Source organism: Moorella thermoacetica (assembly GCF_001267405.1).
Classification (GTDB): domain Bacteria; phylum Bacillota; class DSM-521; order Neomoorellales; family Neomoorellaceae; genus Neomoorella; species Neomoorella thermoacetica.
In genome coordinates this window covers 254,310-270,944 of record NZ_CP012369.1, presented here as the reverse complement: position 1 = coordinate 270,944, position 16,635 = coordinate 254,310, and the positions used below count along the sequence as shown (strand labels likewise).

At 60.2% G+C, this 16,635-nt stretch carries 12 protein-coding genes; 2 read left to right on the top strand and 10 right to left on the bottom strand.

Annotated elements, in window-relative coordinates; all coding sequences use genetic code 11:
• Positions 1-139: 139 nt before the first annotated feature.
• The 10 genes from gap to MOTHE_RS01330 all read right to left on the bottom strand — a co-directional run bounded on the left by gap (position 140) and on the right by MOTHE_RS01330 (position 15,769).
• Positions 140-1,147 (bottom strand): type I glyceraldehyde-3-phosphate dehydrogenase, encoded by a 1,008-nt coding sequence (gene gap, locus MOTHE_RS01375; protein WP_011391806.1) that lies wholly within the window; start codon positions 1,145-1,147, stop codon positions 140-142.
• A gap of 195 nt (positions 1,148-1,342) precedes the next feature.
• The gene (gene rpoN, locus MOTHE_RS01370) at positions 1,343-2,728 is read right to left on the bottom strand and encodes an RNA polymerase factor sigma-54 (protein ID WP_011391805.1); all 1,386 of its coding nucleotides are present in this window, start codon (positions 2,726-2,728) and stop codon (positions 1,343-1,345) included.
• Positions 2,729-2,776: 48 nt separating this feature from the next.
• Positions 2,777-2,995, bottom strand: a complete 219-nt coding sequence (locus MOTHE_RS01365) for a hypothetical protein (protein ID WP_053094577.1) — start codon at positions 2,993-2,995, stop codon at positions 2,777-2,779.
• Positions 2,958-3,905 (bottom strand): DNA-binding protein WhiA, encoded by a 948-nt coding sequence (gene whiA / locus MOTHE_RS01360; protein WP_053094576.1) that lies wholly within the window; start codon positions 3,903-3,905, stop codon positions 2,958-2,960. The genes MOTHE_RS01365 and whiA overlap by 38 nt, the downstream gene beginning before the upstream one ends.
• 61 nt (positions 3,906-3,966) lie before the next feature.
• Positions 3,967-5,307: a gluconeogenesis factor YvcK family protein gene (locus tag MOTHE_RS01355; protein ID WP_011391803.1), complete on the bottom strand. Its 1,341-nt coding sequence runs from the start codon at positions 5,305-5,307 to the stop codon at positions 3,967-3,969.
• Positions 5,308-5,354: 47 nt separating this feature from the next.
• Positions 5,355-6,254, bottom strand: a complete 900-nt coding sequence (gene rapZ, locus MOTHE_RS01350; protein WP_011391802.1) for an RNase adapter RapZ — start codon at positions 6,252-6,254, stop codon at positions 5,355-5,357.
• A gap of 105 nt (positions 6,255-6,359) precedes the next feature.
• Positions 6,360-7,178 carry a Cof-type HAD-IIB family hydrolase gene (locus tag MOTHE_RS01345; protein ID WP_011391801.1) on the bottom strand — a complete coding sequence of 273 codons (819 nt, stop codon included), beginning with the start codon at positions 7,176-7,178 and terminating at the stop codon, positions 6,360-6,362.
• Positions 7,150-8,991, bottom strand: coding sequence for an excinuclease ABC subunit UvrC (gene uvrC / locus MOTHE_RS01340; RefSeq protein WP_011391800.1), 1,842 nt, complete (start codon positions 8,989-8,991; stop codon positions 7,150-7,152). The genes MOTHE_RS01345 and uvrC overlap by 29 nt, the downstream gene beginning before the upstream one ends.
• Positions 8,992-9,004: 13 nt before the next feature.
• Positions 9,005-11,920: an excinuclease ABC subunit UvrA gene (gene uvrA, locus MOTHE_RS01335; RefSeq protein WP_053094575.1), complete on the bottom strand. Its 2,916-nt coding sequence runs from the start codon at positions 11,918-11,920 to the stop codon at positions 9,005-9,007.
• A 150-nt stretch (positions 11,921-12,070) separates the two neighbouring features.
• Positions 12,071-15,769 (bottom strand): UvrD-helicase domain-containing protein, encoded by a 3,699-nt coding sequence (locus tag MOTHE_RS01330; protein WP_053094574.1) that lies wholly within the window; start codon positions 15,767-15,769, stop codon positions 12,071-12,073.
• A gap of 144 nt (positions 15,770-15,913) precedes the next feature.
• Between MOTHE_RS01330 and MOTHE_RS01325 the strand changes: the two genes are divergently transcribed.
• Entirely contained in the window at positions 15,914-16,171 is a 258-nt protein-coding gene (locus MOTHE_RS01325; RefSeq protein WP_011391797.1) for an AbrB/MazE/SpoVT family DNA-binding domain-containing protein, read from the top strand.
• The gene (locus MOTHE_RS01320; protein WP_011391796.1) at positions 16,150-16,617 is read left to right on the top strand and encodes a type II toxin-antitoxin system VapC family toxin; all 468 of its coding nucleotides are present in this window, start codon (positions 16,150-16,152) and stop codon (positions 16,615-16,617) included. Before MOTHE_RS01325 ends, MOTHE_RS01320 begins: the two co-directional genes overlap by 22 nt.
• Positions 16,618-16,635: the final 18 nt, after the last annotated feature.

The window sequence follows — 16,635 nt, the reverse complement described above, 5'->3', positions numbered from 1 at the left end:
AAATAGACTTCTGGCAAAATCCTACCTGACTCGTCGTGGTGAAGGGAATACGGGCAGCAATTATACCTGCATATTTTTCTATTATGTTACCCTAATTACCAAGGCATGCGAAACGGTCGCCTTGCGGCGACCGCCTTTTTTAGAGCCCTTTGGCAGCCATAAAAGCCGCCAGGTCGACGACCCGTTTGGAATAGGCCCATTCATTATCGTACCAGGAAACGACCTTGGCCAGGGTGCCGTCGATAACCATGGTGGACAGGGCGTCGACGATGGAGGAACGCGGGTCGCCGTTGAAGTCGCGGGAAACCAGGGGCTCTTCGCAGTAACCCAGGATACCCTTCATGGGGCCTTCGGCGGCTGCCTTCATGGCGGCATTGATGCTTTCTACCGTGGCCGGTTTCTCCAGTTCGGCCACCAGGTCGACGACGGAGACATTGGGGGTGGGCACCCGCATGGCCATACCGTTGAGTTTACCCTTCAGTTCCGGTAAAACCAGGCCGATGGCTTTGGCGGCGCCGGTGGTGGTGGGAATAATGGAAAGGGCACCGGCCCGGGCCCGCCGCAGGTCCTTATGGGTGAGATCGAGGATGCGCTGGTCATTGGTATAAGAGTGGGCCGTGGTCATGAGACCCCGTTTGATGGTGAAATTGTCGTGAAGGACCTTGGCGATGGGTGCCAGGCAGTTGGTGGTGCAGGAGGCGTTGGAGACAATATGGTGTTGGGCCGGATTGTATTTATCGTTATTGACACCCATGACGATGGTAATGTCTTCGTTTTTCGCCGGGGCGGTGATGATGACCTTTTTGGCACCTGCCTGGCGGTGGGCGGCAGCTTTGGTGGCGTCAGTAAAGACCCCCGTCGATTCGATGACAATATCTACTCCCAGATCCTTCCATGGAAGTTTGGCGGGATCGCGTTCGGCCAGGACCTTAATCTCCCGGCCGTTGACTACCATAGCCCCTTCCCGGGCTTCTACCGTGGCGTTCAGGCGGCCGTGGACAGAGTCGTACTTCAGGAGATGGGCATTGGTCTTAACATCGGTGATGTCGTTAATGGCCACTACTTCCAGTTCCGGTTTTTCCAGGGAGGCCCGGAAAACCAGGCGGCCAATACGCCCGAAACCATTGATACCAACCTTAATCGCCATTATGTACTCCTCCTTATATTTATTGTAACGGCAAGGGTTAAATTCCTGCAGCGTCAACCCCCACCGCTTTCAGGCTCCTTGGCTTTTGATATTATTCCTAACCCAATCAGGATTTATTATGATATATTGCTAATTGCCGGAGATTGTACCGTCAAATACTATCTATTCAACACAAATGGTCAAAATCCTTCTTAACTAATATCGTTTTCTTTTAGCCGCCGCCGGGATGCCCTGCTCGTCCCGGTACTTGGCAACCGTCCGCCGGGAGATGCGGATACCCTGTCGCTGCAACATCTCCTGGAGTTGCTGGTCAGTCAGGGGCGAAGCAGGGTCTTCCCGGCCAATGGCTTCAGAAATCATCTTTTTGATGCTCTCGGCAGCGGCCGCGCCCCCTCGCTTCTCGACGCCGCTGGCGAAGAAAAACTTCAGCTCAAAAACCCCCTGGGGCGTCTGGACATACTTGTTGGCTGTAGCCCGGCTGACGGTGGATTCGTGGATACCAAGGGCAGCGGCTACCTGGCGCATGGTCAGGGGTTTCAAATATTTCAGTCCTTTATCCAGAAACTCCCGCTGTTCCTTCACCAGACAGTTAACTACCCGGTAAACAGTCAGGCGCCGCTGCTCCAGGCTGCGTATCAGCCAGGCGGCAGCGTTGAGCTTGCGTTCGATAAACTGCCTGGTCCGGGGGTCACAGGCAGCCTCCTTTCGTAGGAGGGCCTGATAAACCGGGTTGATTCCCAGCCGGGGCATAGCCAGGTCATTTACCAGGACCACATACTCGTCCCCCACCCGTTCGATAATGACGTCAGGGACAATATAGCGGTTATCCAGGCTGCCGCCAAAGGAACGGCCCGGCTTTGGGTCCAGGGAGCGAATATAGTCTACCGCTGCCTGGACGGCCGGCAGGCTCATATTCAGGCGCCGGGCGATGCGGGTCAGGCGCCCTTCAGCCACATCCGGCAAAAAGCCGCGAATGATTTTTTCCGTCCCGGCCGGGGCCTCTCCCCTCTGGCGCAGCTGTAACAGCAGGCACTCCACCAGGTCCCGGGCCCCTACGCCGGGGGGATCAAAGTGCTGGATAAGGTCCAGGACCTGCCAGACGTCAGCCTGGGGCACCTTTAACAGGGCGGCTGCCTCTTTGAGGCTGATTTTTAAATAACCGTTAGAGTCCAGGTTGCCGATTAAGAAACTCCCGATTTCCACCTGGCGCGGGTTGGTAGCGGCAATCTGCAGCTGGAGCAGGAGGTGATCCTGCAAGGTGGGCTGGCCGGTAGGGAAATTCTCCGGATACCATTCCGGCAGTTCTTCCCGGGGCTCGCAGACATAACCTAGGTCGCTGCCGTCCTGGAAATATTCCTGCCAGTCAATATCGAAGGAATCGTTCTCCTCCCGACTTTCACAGCCGGCCGCCACTTCGCCGTCGTCCCGCACTTCCAGGACCGGGTTTTCCTGGAGTTCCTGCTGGATATAGTCGGCCAGTTCCAGGGTGGAGAGCTGCAGGATAACAATGGCCTGGCGTAATTCCGGCGTCATGATCAATTTTTGCGTCTGTTCCAGGTTAAGGCCTAAACCTTCGCGCATAGCTCTCCTCCCTTCCGGTTATTACCTGATTACCGCTCTTGGTATATACTATTCGTTTTCCCCGGCGGTTTTTCCTGCCGCCGCGACGGCGTTACCTCCATTTTTACCCGGCCGCTCAGGATCCAGCTCTTCAGGCGTAAAAAGGGCGGGCGGGGTGAAGGGTAATCCCAGGCAGAGTTCCAGGCCACCCGCTAAAAAGGGGGTTACCTTCTGCCAGGAGGCCATGGCATTATGCCCGCGGGCGGGAAAGGTCGTCGTCCGGCGCATAACCTTCTCTTCCCTGGCCGCGCACCTGCCTGGCAATTAGCTCCAGGCGGCGCAGGCGGTGATTGACACCCGACTTACCCACCGGGGGGTGCAGCATCTCCCCCAGTTCCTTCAGGCTGGCCTCCGGGTGTTGCAAGCGCACGGCGGCTATCTCCCGCAGGGCGGGTGGGAGATAATCCCAGCCCACGGTAGCTATCAAGTAGCGGATGTTCTCCGCCTGGCGCAGGCCGGTTTCCACCGTCTTGGTTAAATTGGCCGTTTCGCAATTTACCAGGCGGTTCACCCGGTTGCGCATATCCTTAAAGATCAGGACATTTTCATAGGCCAGGACGGCGCTGTAGGCCCCCATCAGGCTCAGGGCCCGGATAATCTGCTCGCTATCCTTAAGGTAAAGGACATAGCCCCGCTGGCGGCGACTCAGGCGAGGTTCCAGTTCCTGCTGCTGCATCAAACCCTGCATCTGGCCGGCCATGGCGGCATCCGGAAAAATGAGCTCCAGGTGGTGGGTCCCCGAGGGTTTATTAACCGAGCCCGTTACCAGGAAGGCCCCCCGCATATAGGCAGCCTGGCAGCAGGGGTATTCCGGCACCCCCGCCCGGCCGGCGAGCCAGTCCTGGATTTCTTTCAGCCGGGCCCGGGCAACGACCCTGAAGACCGGGCGGCCTTTGCCCTGGCGGCGGCTGTTTCTGACCTTCACGGGGCAGGCCAGGAACTCCCTGGCCAGGGAATAGACCTTTCGTGCCAGGGCCGGGTAGGGAGTGGTAAACAGGACTGTTTCCTCCCCGGGCTGCCCTCCATCCAGGTTACCAAGACGCAAAAACGCCACCAGTTCCGCCTGCCGGCAGCAAGGGTGCCGGGCCTTCACCCGGGCCAGTTCTTCCTTGGTCTGCAGGGAAAAGGATAACGGCATCAGCATTTATCTCCTGTGAAAATTTAGGTCTGCCCCCACCGGGGGCCTTCCCGGATCCTGCCTACCGGGCCAGGGTGCGAAATCTCTCCCGTACCAGGTAAAAAAAACGCCGCCGGCCGCGGGCCTGGTGCCGGTAAACCTCTTCCATGACCAGGCTGGCCAATCGTTCGGGGTGATGGCGGACGACATGGGTCTCGTCTACCAGCCAGCCGCGGCGCAGCTCTACCCCCATCCTGGCGATTGCCGGGCTGTTAATCAGGACCGGCCGGGCTCCCTTTTCGCCGTAACGCCGCCGGGCGGCCCGGGAAATGGGGCCGCTGTGGGCGATTACCGTATCTATTATCCCCTGGCCGCAGTGGTCGATGAGGGCCCGCAGGTGGTCGGCCACCGTGTAACCGTCCGTTTCTCCCGGCTGGGTCATGATGTTGCAAACATAAAAGACCGGTGCCGGGGTATCCCGCAGGGCCTCGACAATACCCGGCACCAGCAGGTTTGGCAGGACGCTGGTATACAGACTCCCCGGGCCGATTATCACGGCGTCGGCCCGGGCAATGGCTTCCAGGGCCGCCGCCGGCGGCCGGCAGTCAGCCGGTTTTAAAAACACCCTTTTAATGGGTTTGCCGGCCAGGGGGATATTGCTTTCACCCAGGACGGTGCTGCCATCGGCCAGTTCGGCACCCATGACGACATGGGTGGTCGTCGAGGGGATGACCCGCCCCCCTACCGCCAGGACCCGGGCCAGTTCCTGGATGGCCCGGTCAAAATCACCGGCCATATCCGTCATGGCCGCCAGGAGGAGATTCCCCAGGCTGTGACCGGCCAGGCCCTCGCCCTGGCGGAACCGGTAGCTGAAGAGATCCTCCATGAGGCTTTCCGTATCGGCCAGGGCCACCAGGCAATTGCGGATATCCCCCGGGGGCGGGATGCTCAATTCCTGGCGCAGGCGACCGGAACTTCCCCCGTCATCGGCCACGGTGACGATGGCCGTCAGGTTGCGGGTATAGTTTTTTAAACCCCGCAAGAGGACGGCCAGCCCCGTCCCCCCGCCGATGGCCACCAGGTGGGGGCCCCGGGCCAGGTACTGGCGCCGGTAAAAAACCTGCCAGGGATTGGCGGTATGACCGGGCAAGAGAACCTGGATAACCGAACGGGCCAGATTCCGGACGGCCACCCCAATAAAGACCGCTCCCAGGGCCATGGCCAAAAGACCAGCCAGCAGGGGCGAGCCCAGGCCACCCAGGGTATGAAGGATAAACCAGGTAACTCCTTTTTCCGCCGAAGCCAGCAGGGTTATCCCCAAGATAACCGTTAGACCAGAAACAAGCAGCAGCAAACCCAGGACTGCCAGCAACAGCCAACGTTTAATTTTAAGCCCCGGGTAGAGCCATTTTAAGCCATCCAAGCCCGGACCTCCCGTCCACGAAGAATAAGGCTCCGGGGTTAGTCTTTCTACCTCCGGTTGCCTGTACTCAGGTAGCGAACCACATCCCGGTGTTTGACCGTCACGCTGTAGTTCTCACCCTGGAGTAACTCCCCCAGCTTATTGGCCAGGGTGACGGAGCGATGCTGGCCGCCGGTGCAGCCGATGGCTACCACCAGGTGGGACTTGCCCTCTTGCAGGTAGTGGGGAATCAGGAAGCGCAGGAGGGCGGCAAACTGCTCTATAAATTGACGGGTGACCGGCGAGGCCATGACAAACTCCTCCACACAGCGGTCGTGGCCGGTGAAGGGCCGCAGGGCAGGAACATAATAAGGATTGGGTAAAAACCGGACATCCATCACCAGGTCGGCATCCAGGGGGATGCCGTATTTATACCCGAAGGAAATGATACTGACAATAAGCCGTCGCTGGCTGGACCCGAAAAGCTCGGAAACCTGCTCCTTCAGTTGGCGGGGCGTCAGTTCGGAAGTGTCGATGATCTTGCTGGCCCGACCGCGCAATTCCTCCAGGCGGCGTCTCTCTTCAATAATCCCCTCTAAAATCTGACCGCCGCTGGAAAGGGGATGGCGCCGCCGGGTTTCTTTATAACGCCGGACCAGGACCTCGTCGGCCGCTTCCAGGAAAAGAATTTCATAGGGTATACCCAGGCCGTCCAGGTAGTTGAGGGCGGCATCCAGGCCGGAGAAAAACTCCCCGCCGCGAATATCCATAACCAGGGCTACTTTAGTAATCCCTTCCCCCTCTTTACCGGGGTGGCCCAGGAGGTCGACCAGGCCGGGAATAAGGGAGGGGGGCAGGTTATCGACGCAGAAAAATCCCAGATCCTCCAGGCAGCGTACGGCCTGGGTCTTGCCGGCCCCGGAAAGGCCGGTTACAATCACCAGCCGCGGGTACTTTGTCTCTGGCATTTCTACCCCGCCTCCTCCAACAATAGGTTTCTACCAAAAAAGTCGCTACCTAAATTTTCATTTTTAGCCGGGAATGGCGTCGGCCCCCATGAGGGGTTGTGATTACTAGGCTCCGTCCCCCAGGACGAACTTTTCCAGGGCCTGGGCGACGCCGCCGTCATTATTGCTGCCGGTGACATAGTCGGCCTCCGCCCGGACTTTCTCCGGTGCGTTGGCCATGGCCACCGCCAGGCCGGCGTAGCGGAACATCTGGACATCATTGTAACTATCGCCGCAGACCATAATTTCCTCCGGGCTGATCCCCTCCAGCTCAGCCAGGGCCTGGAGTCCCCGGGCCTTGTTGACTTCGGGATTCAGGAGTTCCAGGTAGGTGGGCATCGACCTGGTAATATAGATTCCTGCCCCTGCCTCCCGGCGGATGGCTGCTTCCAGGGGATCCAGGGCGGGCCCGTCGTGGAGGGCGACAATTTTCAAAGGTCCCTTCGGCTGTTGCTCCAGGAAGGTAAGCATATCTTCTACCCGGTGGAGGTCCACCCCGGCCCGCCAGGCATACTCTTCGTTCTCCGCCTGGATGCTCTCTACATAAAGCCGGTCGTCCAGATAAACATTATAGGGGTAACCGAATTCCTTGATGTTTTTAATCAAGCGCAGGGCCAGGGGTACCGGGAGGGTACGTTCAAAGAGTATTTCCCCTGTCGTAGAATGGCGTACCTGGGCGCCGTGATAAACGATCAGGGGCAATTCCAACCCCAATTCAACGGCATAGGGCCGGGCCGAACTAAACATGCGCCCGGTTGCCAGGGTCACGGTTATACCTTTCTCCTTAACCTTCCTGATGGCCTCCCTGGCCCGGGGCTCGATGACGATATCGTCGGTCAGAAGAGTCCCGTCCAGGTCAAGGGCTACCAGTCGAATCTTCCCCATCACTTCTCCTCCCCAGGCCGGCCAGGATGCGGGCCGCCACGGTCCGGTTCATCCCCTCTACGGCCAGTAAATCTTCCAGCGTCGCTTTGCTGATGGCTGCTACGGAACCAAAATGACGTAATAATGCCTTCTTACGCTTGGGGCCTACGCCGGGAATGTCGTCCAGGACCGAGCGATAGGCTGTCTTTTCCCGCTTTTGCCGGTGATAGGTGATGGCAAAGCGGTGCACCTCATCCCGGAGGTGTTGCAGGATTTGCAGGGCCTTGCTCTCACGGGGCAGGCGGATGGGCTCGGAGGTGCCCACCCGGAATAACAGTTCCTCCTCCTTGGCCAGGCCAAAGGTGGGAATATACCCTACCCCCATGGCTTCCATGGTCTCCCGGGCGGCGTGGAGCTGGCCCAGGCCGCCGTCAATCAGGACGAAATCCGGCAAATCGGCAAAATGGGGGTCCTGTTCGGCAGCCCGCCGGAAACGACGGCTCAAAACCTCCTGCAGGGAAGCGAAGTCGTTGGGCCCCCGGACAGTCTTAATCTGAAACCGGCGGTACGCCGAAGGCAGCGGCCGGCCGTCAACAAAGACGGCCATAGCTCCCACCTGGGAGCTCCCCTGGAAGTTAGAGATATCGTAGGCCTCCATCCGCCGCGGCAAGCGCGGTAACTCCAGGATTTCCTGGAGTTCCAGGAGGGCCGCCCTGCTGCCCTCCTCCTGGCGCCGGCGGGTCAGCAGGTGCTCCTGGAGGAGGCTTACGGCGTTCTCGTGAACCAGCCGGAGGAGTTTTAATTTCGTACCCCTTTTGGGCACCCGCAGGTTAACCCTGCCGCCACGGAGCCGGCTCAACCAGCTGGCGATGGTGGCGGCATCCTCCGGTTCGTCGTGGAGGAGGATCTCCGGCGGTATCTCTACTCCCCGGCTATAATACTCTTTTAGCAGGGCCGCCATAACCTCCCCCCGGGATAACCCTTCGCTCCCTGTTAGGAAGAAGTGATCCCGGCCGATTACCTTGCCGCCCCGGCTAAAAAAGATGAGCCCCAGGGCAGCCTCCCCTTCCCGGGCGAAGGCGATGGCGTCGGCGTCTTCCCCGCTGGCGGCGGCCAGTTTCTGCTTTTCACAGACCTCCTGTACCGCCCGGAGCTGGTCCCGGAGCCTGGCCGCCTTTTCAAACTCCAGTCTCGCGGCGGCGGCTTCCATTTGCTCCTTCAGCTCCTTAACCAGGGCCGTATGCCTGCCTTCCAGGAACATAATGACATTATCGACCGCCTCCCGGTAGGTCTCCCGGTCGACCTGGCCGGCACAGGGGGCCAGGCAGCGGCCGATATGGGCGTTGAGGCAGGGACGGCTGCGGGGTTGCAGGGGGGTATCCCTGCAGGTCCGGATGGGAAAAAGGCCGCGCAGGAGCTTCAGGGTTTCTTTCAGGGAACCGGCGCTGGTATAAGGTCCGAAGTAACGGGAACCGTCACGGGTCACGGAACGCGTAATCTGGATCCGGGGAAAATCCTCCTGGGTGGTTATCTTGATATAGGGGTAACTCTTGTCGTCCTTCAGGCTGACGTTATACCGCGGCCGGTGTTGTTTGATCAGGTTGCACTCCAGGATCAGGGCCTCGACTTCGTTGTCCGTCAAGATATACTCAAAGTCGGCAACGTGGCTGACCATGGCTTGCGTCCGCGGCTGGTGCTGGCCGCGGAAGTAGGAACGCACCCGATTCCTCAGGGAAGCCGCCTTGCCGACATAGATTATTGCCCCGTTGGCATCGTGCATTATATATACGCCGGGGTGGTCCGGCAGGCGCGCCAGTTTCTCCTCCAGGTCCATGGTATCCCTTCCCCTACTCCTGCCCAACTACCAGGGGTAGCTCCCGGCGGCCGCGGGGTTCTTCCTCCGGCAGGCCTGCCGTCCGGGGTTCCAGGGCCGGCAGGCCCCGGTCCCGCTCCAGTACAGGAGCCAGGAAGCGGCCGGTATAGGAGGCTGCTACCCGGCAGACCTCTTCCGGCGTGCCGGTGGCCACCACCCGGCCGCCGCCCTCACCGCCTTCGGGCCCCAGATCGATGATATAATCTACCGATTTAATTACATCCAGATTATGCTCGATGACCACCACTGTATTCCCGGCGTCCACCAGACGCTGCAGGACGTTCAGCAGCCGCTCGATGTCGGCCATATGCAAACCCGTGGTGGGCTCGTCCAGGATATACATGGTCCGGCCCGTACTGCGCCGGGCCAGCTCCGTGGCCAGCTTCACCCGCTGGGCCTCGCCCCCAGACAGGGTGGTAGCCGGCTGGCCGAGGGTGATATAGCCCAAACCCACGTCCTGGAGGGTCGTCAGGCGCCGGTGCAGCCGGGGAATGGGGGCGAAAAACTCCGCCGCTTCGTCCACGGTCATGGCCAGGACATCGGCGATTGACTTGCCCTTATATTTTACGGCCAGGGTCTCCCGGTTATAGCGTTTGCCCTGGCAGACCTCGCAGGGCACATACACATCGGGCAGGAAGTGCATCTCGATCTTGATAATGCCGTCGCCGCCGCAGGCCTCGCAGCGGCCGCCCTTGACGTTGAAGCTGAAGCGCCCCGGCTTGTAGCCCCGGGCCCGGGCCTCGGGGGTGGCGGCGAAAAGGGCGCGGATATCGTCAAAAACGCCGGTATAGGTGGCCGGGTTGGAGCGTGGCGTCCGGCCGATGGGTGACTGGTCGACCTCGATTACCTTGTCCAGGTATTCGGTGCCGGTAAGGCCCGCAAAAGCACCGGGATTGGTACGGGCGCCGTTCAAGCGCTGGGCCAGGGCGCGGTAGAGGATCTCGTTTACCAGGGTGCTCTTACCGGAACCGGAAACCCCGGTGACGCCGATAAAGAGCCCCAGGGGAAAGCTAACATCGATACCCTTCAGGTTGTGTTCCCTGGCTCCTTTAATGGTCAGCCATTTGTCCCCCGGCCGGCGCCGCTCTGCCGGTACCGGGATACGCCGCCTGCCGCTCAGGTACTGGCCCGTCAGGGAGTTGGGGTTGGCCATAACCTCCGGGACCGTCCCGGCGGCCACCACCCGGCCGCCCTGTTCCCCCGCTCCGGGGCCGATGTCGATGATATAATCGGCGGCACGCATGGTATCCTCATCATGCTCGACGACGATGACCGTATTACCCAGGTCCCGCAGGTGCTTCAGGGTGGCGATGAGACGCTCGTTATCCCGCTGGTGCAGGCCGATGCTGGGCTCGTCCAGGATATACAGGACGCCCATCAACTGGGAGCCAATCTGGGTGGCCAGGCGGATACGCTGGGCCTCGCCCCCGGACAGGGTAGACGCCGTCCGATCCAGGGTCAGGTAATCCAGGCCCACGTCCAGCAAAAACTGCAGCCGGGCCAGGATCTCCTTTAAAATCTGGCGGGAGATGACCTTCTCGCGCTCGCTCAGGTTGAGGTTCCTTAAAAATTCAGCTGCCGCCCGGACATCCAGGGCCGCGAGTTCGCAGATATTGAGGCCCCCCACTTTGACGGCCAGGGCCTCGGGTTTCAGGCGCGCTCCCCGGCAGGCCGGGCAGGGCTGCTGGCTCATATAATTCTCAATTTCCGCCCGTGACCATTCCGACTGGGTTTCCTGGTAACGGCGTTCCAGGTTGGGAATAACCCCCTCGAAGGGAGCCTCATAGGCCCGCCGGTCGCCGAAACGGTTGGTATAACGAAATTTAATACGCTCCTCCCCGGAGCCGTAGAGGATTACCTGGAGGTGCTCCGGCTTGAGTTCCCGCACCGGCACATCCAGGCTGAAACCGTAGTGGTCCGCCAGGCATTCCAGCATCTGCTGGTAACCGTTATTACCGCGGCTCCAGGGCGCGATGGCCCCTTCCCGCAGGGTAAGGCTTTTATCCAGGATGACCAGGCCCGGGTCTACCTTCATGGTTACGCCCAGACCGGTGCAGGCCGGACAGGCCCCGTAGGGGTTATTAAAAGAAAAAAGGCGGGGCGTCACCTCCGGCAGGCTGACGCCACACTCCACGCAGGCAAATTTTTCACTTAAAAGGAGTTCCTCCTGGCCGACGATATCAATCAGGACAACGCCGTCGGCCAGTTTCAGCGCCGTTTCCAGGGATTCCGCCAGGCGGCTGGCTACGCCGGGCCGCACCTGGAGGCGATCTACGATTACCTCGATGGTATGCTTTTTATTCTTGGCCAGGCTGATATTGTCACTGGTTTCCCGAATCTCCCCGTCCACCCGGACACGGACGTAACCCTGCCGGCGAATCTCTTCCAGAACGTTACGATACTCCCCCTTGCGGCCCCGAACAATGGGGGCCATGACCTGGAGACGGGTACCCTCCGGATAGGTCAGCAGGCGATCCACCATCTGGGAGATCGTCTGGGGAGTGATGGGCCGGCCGCAACGGGGACAATGGGCGCGGCCGATATGGGCAAAGAGGAGGCGCAGGTAGTCATAGATCTCCGTCACCGTCCCCACGGTGGAGCGGGGGTTATGGCTGGCCGTCTTCTGGTCAATGGAGATGGCCGGGGACAACCCCTCGATAACGTCGACATCGGGTTTATCCATCTGCCCCAGGAATTGCCGGGCGTAGGAGGAAAGGGACTCGACGTAACGCCGCTGGCCCTCGGCATAAATGGTGTCAAAGGCCAGGGACGACTTGCCCGAGCCGGACAGGCCGGTAATGACCACCAGCTGGTCCCGGGGAATGGTAACATCGATATTTTTCAGGTTGTGGGCCCGTGCTCCCTTGATGACGATTTTATCCCTGGCCATATTGCACCTCCTGTTTTCTGCTTAAGGCTATAATTCCCGGCAGTATTATACCATAAATGCCCGGGGAAACATACCGCCGCCGGCAGCGCTCTCCCCCTCCACCTAGTTCGGGTAGGGGCGAGGTCTTCGCCTGTTATGCCAACCAGGACTTTAAAACAGGCTCAGTTGCTGATACTTCTCCTCATCTTTCCCGTTTTTCTTCTTACCCCTGGCATCCCACGTCTCCCTTACCAGGCAGTCTGCAGGTATCTCCCCCAGGAAGGGAGAAGGCTCCGCCGGTACCACCGTGCCCCTTAGCTCCCTCCTACGGGACGAAACCAGGACCAGCAGCTCCCGCGCCCGGGTCATGCCCACATAGAAGAGGCGTCGTTCCTCAGCCATTTCCTCAGGGCTTAAGGTTACCCCCGGCCCCTCTTTCAGGGGCAGCAGCCCGTCTTCTACCCCGGCGATAAAGACCGCCGGGAACTCCAGCCCCTTGGCGGCGTGAAGGGTCATAAGGGTTACCACTTCCGGAGAAGCGCCATTGTTCCCCGGCCGTTCGTGGTCGGCCTCCCCGACCAGAACTACCCCGCGCAGGAAAGCAGATAAATCCGGGAAACGCTCCGCCACCCGCAACAACCGGCTGATAGAGGGCTCATCCAGCAGGCCATGTTCCCCGGCCCAGCGGGCCAGGAGTTCCGCCGGGGATTGCTTGTCCAGGGCAGCGCGGTAAGCCTCCAGGGAGTTTATAAAGTTTTGCAGTTCGCCCGCCAGTTCCCTGATAACCAGCCAGGCCGGGACTCCCCTCTTAAGGGCCATTTCCCTGACCTGTATAGCAACCTCCTCGCCGACTCCGGCAGATCCGGAACCGAGGTATTTAAGGAGGTGAAAATCGTCCTCCGGGTTCACCAGGCAGCGGCAGAAGGCCAGGGCCTCCCGCACCGGGCGTTCCTCCAGGAAACTCTCCCGGCCTACGATGCGGTAGGGCAGTCCCTCTTTTAAAAAGCATTCCTCCAGGGCCTTTAGCTGGTGCCCGGTACGACAGAGGACGGCGATATCGCTGAAGCCATAGGCCCCATCGCTTCCGGTTTCCGGGCCTTCCCGCCAGGTGCCGCCGTCCTGCCCGTGGGCCTGCAACATGGTGGCTCCGCCGACCAGGCGCCCGATCTCCCGGACGATGGCAATACCCGCAGCCGTTTCCCCCGGGGCTTCCAGGTGGAGGATGGGTCCTCCCTCCGGGCGGGTGGCCACCAGCCCGCCCCCACCTGATATACCCGGGCCGGCTGCCGGGCTGGTGGTACTGGCGGTGGTAGCTGCCAGCTCACCCCCGGCAGCCGCCCTGAGATCGCCGCCCGGGTTATGGGCTACCACGGCGGCGGCTGCCCGGAGAATAACCGGCGTCGAGCGATAATTCCTGGTCAACCGGAAGACCCGGGCAGCGGGGAAGTCCTCCAACAGTTGTCCGAAAAAGCGATAATCGGCCCCGCGAAAGCCGTAGATGGCCTGATCGGGATCACCGATAACGAAAAGGTTCTTCCCGTCCCCGGTCCATTTCTTCACCAGCCGGTACTGGACGGCGTTGACATCCTGAAACTCGTCCACCAGGAGATGGGTGAAGGGAACGGGCCCCTGGAATGCGGGAGCACCTTCCGGCCTTAAGGCCGGAAGTTCCAGGGCCTTCAGGAGGATATCGTCGTAGTCGAGGACACCGTAGGCCGCCAGCTGCTCCTGGTAAGCCCGGTAGATTGGCCGGAGGTCGGCCGGCACTTCCGGAGAATCGGGCAGGAGGCCGCGGCTCTTCAAAAGGGAGATGCGCCGTTGTAGGCCGGGCAACCCCCGGCGCCCGGTTCCTTTCTCGGCCAGAACCCCGGCCAGGATCTCCCGGGCATCGGCTTCATCAACGACCGTCAGCCGCGGGGAAGCCGGAGTATCCGTCGTGCCCACTGGTTTTCCTTGAAGATCCGCTCCCGGTGACCCGGTGAGGGAAGATTGAAGGAGGTCCAGGCAGATGCTGTGAAAGGTCCCCACAGTCAGGGACTCCATACCGTCCCTGTCCCCCAGCAGGTCCGCCACCCGCTGGCGAATCTCAGCCGCGGCCTTGTTGGTGAAGGTGACGGCTGCGATCTCCCCCGGGGCGACGCCCCGCTCCTTTATCAGGTAAGCCAGCCGGTAAACCAGGGTGCGGGTTTTGCCCGTACCCGGGCCGGCTATGACCACCACCGGACCTGTCGCCGCCGTCACGGCTGACTGCTGCTCCGGGTTGAGGGCGCCGGTTAATCCGGGACCCCCGGACCCGGCAGGCACCGGGGCCGGGCGAATAACAGCGCTCGCGGCAGTCTCCGGGTGCCGGGTCCTCCGTCCCGCCGGTACCTGCGGGGCAAAGATTCCCCCCTGGCCTGCGCCAGCCTCCTCTAGAGTCGCGCCCGCCGGGCCTGTAGCGCCAATTTCCGGGTGTTTCTCCTCAATTGCCGCCACCGGGCCGGTTACGGCTTCCCCGGCAAACAGGCTGGGCTCCCCGGAGAAGAGCTGCCGCTCCTCCGGCCGGAGTAATAAAATCTTGCCGTACTCGCCGTCAAACCCCGGCTGGACATCAACCTCACCGGTCCGCATTCGCCGGACGGCCTCGGCCACCAGGGACCCGCCCACCCGGGCGATGGCCTCCAGGGGGGCCTCCCGTAGAACCGCCAGCTCCGGCCCCAGGCGGCCGATCAGGTCAAAATAAAGCCGGGTGACCCTTTTGGTAGCCACCCCCGAGCCCAGGGCGGCGGCGATCACCTCCGGCAGGGGGACCAGGCTTTCAAAGGGGCGGGCGGTGGCGGGCCGGAAACCCTCGCCACGGTCGGCCAGTTCCTCCACCCGGTGCAGGACGCCGACGGTAACCCTTTTACCGCAGACGGGGCAAACGCCGCCGGCCTCCCGGGTCTGAGCCGGCCGCCAGCGAACCCGGCAGTTCCGGTGACCGTCATAATGATACTTGCCCTCTTCGGGGAAAAACTCCAGGGTCCCCAGGAATTCCTTTCCGTCCCGGTCCCTGAGGGCCCGGCGGATGGACGGGTAGGAAAGCTCGGTATTGAAAAGGTTGGCCTCCCGGGCGAGATTACGGGGTGAATGGGCGTCGGAGTTGGAAACCAGGGTCAACCGGTCCAGGGCGGCCAGGCGCCAGTTCATGGGCGGGTCGGAGGAGAGCCCCGTTTCCACGGCGTAGATATACCCGGCCAGGTCCCCGAAGCACTCTTCCAGGCTGTCAAAACCCGACTTGGCGCCGAAGAGGGAGAAATGGGGGGTCCAGATATGGGCCGGGATGAAGACGGCTTCCGGGCAGGCCTCCAGGGTCATCTCCAGGAGCTGGCGGCTGTCCAGTCCCAGGATCGGCCGGCCGTCGGAGTGGAGGTTGCCGATCTCCTCCAGGCGGCGGCTGAGGGCTTCCGCCGCCTCAAGATCGGGCAGGAGGATGAGGTGGTGGATTTTCCGCACCCGCCCGTTTTTTTTGTATATGGTGCTGATTTCTCCCGAGATTATAAAGCGGACCGCGGGACGGCCGGAGGCCTCGCTGGGGATGCTTGAAAACCAACCGGCAGAGGTTCCCATGTCCGCTGGCCACCTCGCACCCTTCCCGGGCCCGGCCGGACCCGGTCCCGGCTCCTCATCTACCGGCCTGCTGAACTCTTCCTTGAGGCGGTAGAGGCCGTCTTCCGCCGGTTCAAGCTTATTTTTCAGTTCCTCCCGCCAGGCCGGATGGGTAAAATCGCCGCTGCCCACCAGGGTAACGCCTTTATAAAGGGCCCAGCGGTAAAGATTCTCCGGGGTGGCATCTTTGCTGGTAGCCCTGGAATAGCGGGAATGGATGTGAAGGTCCGCGATAAATTGCAACACTAATCACCCGTAATTATTTAAAAGTCTTTGTTCGCTACCTGACAGTCATAATTAGAAAATCTTCTTTTTCGTGTACGTCGTTGTCAAAACCACTTACTGATCTTATAATAGTAAGTAAGAAAAAGATTTGGAGGAAATGAAATGGATCAAGCTATCATAAAGGTTTCCAGTAAGCGCCAAATAACCATACCCGCCGCCATTTATAAAAAGCTTGGTATCCAGCCGGGCCAAAAATTATTTCTGGAAGTACATGGCGATAAGCTTATCATTTGGCCCAAAACTAAAAGTTACACTGAATTGCTGGCCGGATCACTAAAGGGTGTTTACGGCCAAACCAAAGAAGAGATAGACGTCTATGTCAGGAAGGAACGCGAAACATGGGAAAAGACGCCTTCTTAAACAAAATTGCCGGTTTCCAGCGCTTACTCCTCGATACAAATTCCGTCATCTATTTTTTACAGGGTATTAGCCCATACGACGCTATCTTAAATCCTCTATTCGGCCTTTTTGAACAACAAAATCTAGAAGCCGTCCTTTCTGTAATTACTGAGACAGAACTCCTGGTCGGGCCTCTAAAGAAAGATAATAAAGAAGCGTTGACTATGGTAAAATTATTCCTGAACGATTTTCCAGGCCTCAAGGTAATCCCTATTTCGCGCCAGATTGGCCAAATGGCTGCAGCCATCCGGGCCAGAACAAACTTGCGCCTTCCTGACGCCCTTATTATCGCCACGGCAAAACACACCGGGTGTGGGGCAATTATCGGCAATGATCTTGCCTGGTCAAAAATTGATACATCGGCAGCAGAACTACCGGAAGTAATTCTTCTGGACGCCTATGTCTAATGAAGTTTAAAACCGCAA